This window comes from Luteolibacter pohnpeiensis (genome assembly GCF_016595435.1).
GTDB lineage: Bacteria > Verrucomicrobiota > Verrucomicrobiia > Verrucomicrobiales > Akkermansiaceae > Luteolibacter > Luteolibacter pohnpeiensis.
In genome coordinates this window covers 1-539 of sequence record NZ_JAENIJ010000188.1, presented here as the reverse complement: position 1 = coordinate 539, position 539 = coordinate 1, and the positions used below count along the sequence as shown (strand labels likewise).

Sequence of the window (539 nt, the reverse complement as noted above, 5' to 3'; positions counted from 1 at the left end):
TCATCCATTCACGAAAGACCCGACCGAAAACGCGCTGTGGAAAGCGTGGGCGGAAGGCTGGGAACAGGGCCACGAGGAAGCCGGGAATCCCGTGAGCCTCGATGACGACGCGGATCTATCTGATCCCGATGCCGTGCCGGCGACTGAACCCACCTGCCTCGATGATCGCGATGACCTGAGCGACGCGGACGAAGAAGAGTAAAACCCGAATCCATCTAACAATTTTATATCATGACCACACAGAATCTAACAGCACTGGCGACCGCGCCAACACACCCACTTCCTTCAACTGGCATCGGCATCTTTGACAGCGGGACCTTCGAGTCACTCTACCGAATCGCCGCCGTGCTTTCGAAATCATCGCTTGTTCCCGAAACCCTCGTTTCGGACAAAAACGGACCGTTCCCACCCGAGAAAGCCGCTGCAAATTGCTTGTTGGTTGTAGAGCAATCCCAACGCTGGGGCTTTTCACCGTTTGCAGTTGCCGGGCATGCATCGGTAGTTCACGGGCGGCTTTGCTGGGAAGGCAAACTGGTCGC

At 56.4% G+C, this 539-nt stretch carries 1 protein-coding gene and 1 pseudogene; both read left to right on the top strand.

All coding sequences use genetic code 11. The annotated features are described in order from the left end of the window. Positions 1-202, top strand: a 202-nt coding sequence (locus JIN85_RS20905) for a hypothetical protein (RefSeq protein ID WP_200274499.1), incomplete at its 5' end; no start/stop codon positions are given. 29 nt (positions 203-231) lie between these two features. Then, positions 232-539, top strand: a pseudogene (locus JIN85_RS20900) (hypothetical protein); the annotation flags it as partial.